The 3,398-nt window shown below is 69.4% G+C and carries 3 protein-coding genes; all 3 read left to right on the top strand.

The window, feature by feature from the left end:
• The first annotated feature begins 800 nt into the window (after positions 1-800).
• The 3 genes from PUR61_RS02275 (at position 801) to PUR61_RS02265 (ending at position 3,197) form a co-directional block, all read left to right on the top strand.
• Positions 801-1,313 carry an NUDIX domain-containing protein gene (locus tag PUR61_RS02275; RefSeq protein ID WP_329875052.1) on the top strand — a complete coding sequence of 171 codons (513 nt, stop codon included), beginning with the start codon at positions 801-803 and terminating at the stop codon, positions 1,311-1,313.
• Between the two features lie 581 nt (positions 1,314-1,894).
• Positions 1,895-2,803 carry a radical SAM protein gene (locus PUR61_RS02270; protein WP_329875050.1) on the top strand — a complete coding sequence of 303 codons (909 nt, stop codon included), beginning with the start codon at positions 1,895-1,897 and terminating at the stop codon, positions 2,801-2,803.
• A gap of 34 nt (positions 2,804-2,837) precedes the next feature.
• Complete coding sequence (locus tag PUR61_RS02265; RefSeq protein ID WP_329875048.1) at positions 2,838-3,197, top strand: hypothetical protein; 360 nt, start codon at positions 2,838-2,840, stop codon at positions 3,195-3,197.
• Positions 3,198-3,398 lie beyond the last annotated feature (201 nt).

Genomic DNA, 3,398 nt, shown 5'->3' with positions numbered 1-3,398 from the left:
TGACGCCGACGCCCGCCACCCTGCGGACGCGTCGGCGCCGCCGGCACCACCCGCTGGAACAACTCCCACAACTCATCCGGCACCAGACGCTCCACGATCAGCACGCGAGCAGCCTACAAGCCCAAATGAGATGACTTCTTATCGGCACGTCCTACGGCCCGGGTTGGGTCGAGGGGTGGCAGCGCCGAAGACGTGCGCGGGCTCGGGTCCGGGCAGCGCTCCACCGCGAGGCCGGAGAACGGCAGGGCATCCGGTGAGCGAGGAGCCGGGCGAGTGGCGAGCCGGCTTCTGTGTCCCGTGCAAGTCGGAAGCGGAGGTGACCGAGATACCGTCCACGCCCCGGCGCAAGCGGATCACGGTCTGTCGCGGGCATCACAAGCGGTACGTCCGTCGGCTGCACCTCGGGCCGAAGCTGAACACGTGGGCGGGTGCTCTGAGTCGGCAACGTGGCCGCGCTCGGGTCGAAGCCACGGTGTGATCCCCTTGAACTCCCCTCCACAGTGTGCCTGTTACTCGGTGAGCGTGGACGGGATCGGCCCCGAGCTGCCTGTTCCCCCGTAGGCAGTGTGCGGGCCGGTACTCCGCCGATCCCACTCGGCGAAGAGGTGCGCGCGGCTGTGCGTGCACCGGTCGCCCTGGTCCTGGTTGTCGGGACTCGGACCGGGGCGACCCTCTTGATTCCCGTCGGCCGACTGAACCGGCGGGTTGCACAAAGCCCCCGCCCTGGTGGCGTGACCTGTGGACCACGGACGACCGGGGCGGGGTCTACTCGATCACTACTCCAGTGGGGAAGTCCTTTGATGCGCAACGAGATTGAGCACGACCAGCACCCCCGGCGCCGCCTCGGATGCGTGGTGCTGATCACCCGCGAGGACACCGGGGCCGTGCTCACGGTGCAGACCACGTACAAGGACCGGCCGATCCTGCCCGGTGGCGGCGCCAAGCAGGGCGAGCGGGTCGCCGACGCTGCCGCGCGGGAGCTGCTGGAGGAAACCGGACTGACCCGGGACCTGACGCACGTCCTCGCGGTCGACCAGATGGAGGCGAACGAGACGACGGGGGCCAACGAGGGGTTGAACCTGGTGCTCGACGGCGGGGTGTTGACCGCCGAAGAGGCCGAGGCCCTGTCCATCCCGGTGAAGGCGGGTGCGGAGATCCGAGAGTTGGTGTGGCTCAAGCCGGACCAGTTCGCCGGCAAGCTCGCCACGTATCAGGCCGACCGCATCGGCTACGCGCTCGACGCCCGCGAGGCCGGTCACGGGCTGCCCATCCTGTTCATCGGCGAGCCCGCGGGAGTCCGCGCCGCCGCGTGACCACCAGCCCGCCCGAGTGCCCCGGAGGACGCCCGTCACCGGGGCAAGGTGACCCCGTACGCCGAGGTTCCGGCGGCCGGTCCGGACGGCCCGATCTGGCTCTGTGAGACCTGCGGATGGCACGGCGCGGTTCTGGGTGAGCTGTGGGCCGACCTGTTCCCGGGTGAGCCGCTGGTGGTCCCCCTCGGGCGCATCCAACCAGGCACGGCGCTGCCCGCTCGGCGCCCTGCCCTGTACTCCCGTTCCGGCGGGGCGGAAATGGGTCAACACCCCCGCCGGAACGGGGTTCCACGCCTGCCGTCGGGCAGGTGGCTCGCCGCACAGCGACGTGAGGCGAGACAACCGCTCTTCCCCGGTGGGGAGTTCGCAACGTGTGCACGGCCGACCTGTCAGACGTGACAGGCGCTCCGACACCGCTCCGCCCCGCCCGGCCGACGGGATGCCCCGCAAGGGGTGAGGAACAGCACCGCCCGCCCCGATCAACCATCCGTTTGGAGATCGGGGCGGGCCCTTTGCACCACCAGCGAGACACCGCCGATCACCCGAGCCGGCGGCCGACTCTACGGAGGGAGCACAGAGTCATGACCATCACCACCACCGAGCCCGATGTGACCGCCCCTCGGCCCCCCGCCCCGCTCGACTTCGCGTGGCTGGAGGTTACGGGGTTCTGCAACGAGGAGTGCGACCACTGCTACGCGGACTCCGGCCCGCAGGGCACGCACGGCAAGATGACCGCGGACAACTGGCGGTCCGTGCTCGACCAGCTCGCCGCCATGGGCACGAAGAACGTGCAGTTCATCGGCGGCGAACCGACCCTGTACCCGCACCTCGGGGACCTGATCATCTACGCCCGGGGCAGGGGGCTCGCGGTCGAGGTTTTCTCGAACATGACCTACATCACGCCCGCGCTGTGGGACGTGTTCAAGTCGGCCGGGACCAGCCTCGCCACGTCCTACTACAGCGACCAGGCCGACCGGCACGACGCCGTGACCCAACACCGCGGATCGCACCGGAAGACACGGGCGAACGTGGCGAGGGCGATCGAACTCGGGATTCCGATCCGAGGCGGGGTCGTGACCACCCGGCCGGGACAGCGGGCCGCGGAAGCCCTGCAAGACCTGATCAGTCTTGGGGTCGAGGAAGTGGGCGGCGACCGGGTGCGGGCGTTCGGTCGGGCGAGCCGAGGTGCCGCGCCGAAGGTCGCCGATCTGTGCGGGCACTGCGCGCACGAGAAGTGCGCCATCCTGCCGGACGGCACCGTGTCCCCGTGCGTCCTCGGCCGGTTCATCAGTGTCGGGAACGTGCTCGAAACGCCGCTCGCCGAAATCTGGGCCAGTGACCGCCTTGCCGAAGTCCTCGCCGAGATCGCGCGGGAGTGTGACCAGGCACAGGCGTGCCCGCCCCCGCAATTCTTGCCGATGTGCGGCCCGTGCTCCCCGTGCGTGCCCTCGGTGGGCGTCTGCGACCCGCCCGGGACTGAGACGGCATAGCATCGGAGCCCCAACTAGGCGACCAGGGAGCGGCATGGATGCCCACGGCGACCACTACGGCGAGGACTGGACCCCGTGGCCCGGAGACGCGCCGAACGGGTGGCCGGCGAGAACGCCGGATCAGTGGCTCGACGTGGCCCGGTACGTCCGTCACGCCGCGAACAAGCTCGGCGAGGACCTGCCGCTGTGCCTGCCGGGGGAGCCGAACGAATGCGGGCGGAGTGCGCAACAGCACGCGGTCGTCTGGGGCGCCGATCTCAAGGCGAGGGCACACCACGTGATCGAAACGGCGGTGCCAACGCTGGAGTACGGAGGGTGGGCAGCTAAGACGCTGTTCCGCGCGAGGCTTGACGAACTTCGAGCGAAGCGGCCCGATGGTGCACCGATAGAGTGAGACCGGGGCGCGGGCGTCGCAGGAACAAGTACAACGGCAAGCAGGTCGTATGTTCTTCTTTCAGTGGACGTTAAGTCCGCTTTCTCTCGGTTCATGATCGCTCGTTCGTGTGAACGTCGGCCGTACTGGCGTGCCAGTCGGGGTTCGGGTGATGTTCTGCGGCGCATGGACAGACGGGCGTATCCGAGCGACTTATCGGAT

This window comes from Streptomyces sp. BE20, assembly GCF_036322525.1.
GTDB lineage: Bacteria > Actinomycetota > Actinomycetes > Streptomycetales > Streptomycetaceae > Kitasatospora.
This window is presented reverse-complemented; position numbering and strand designations above follow the sequence as displayed.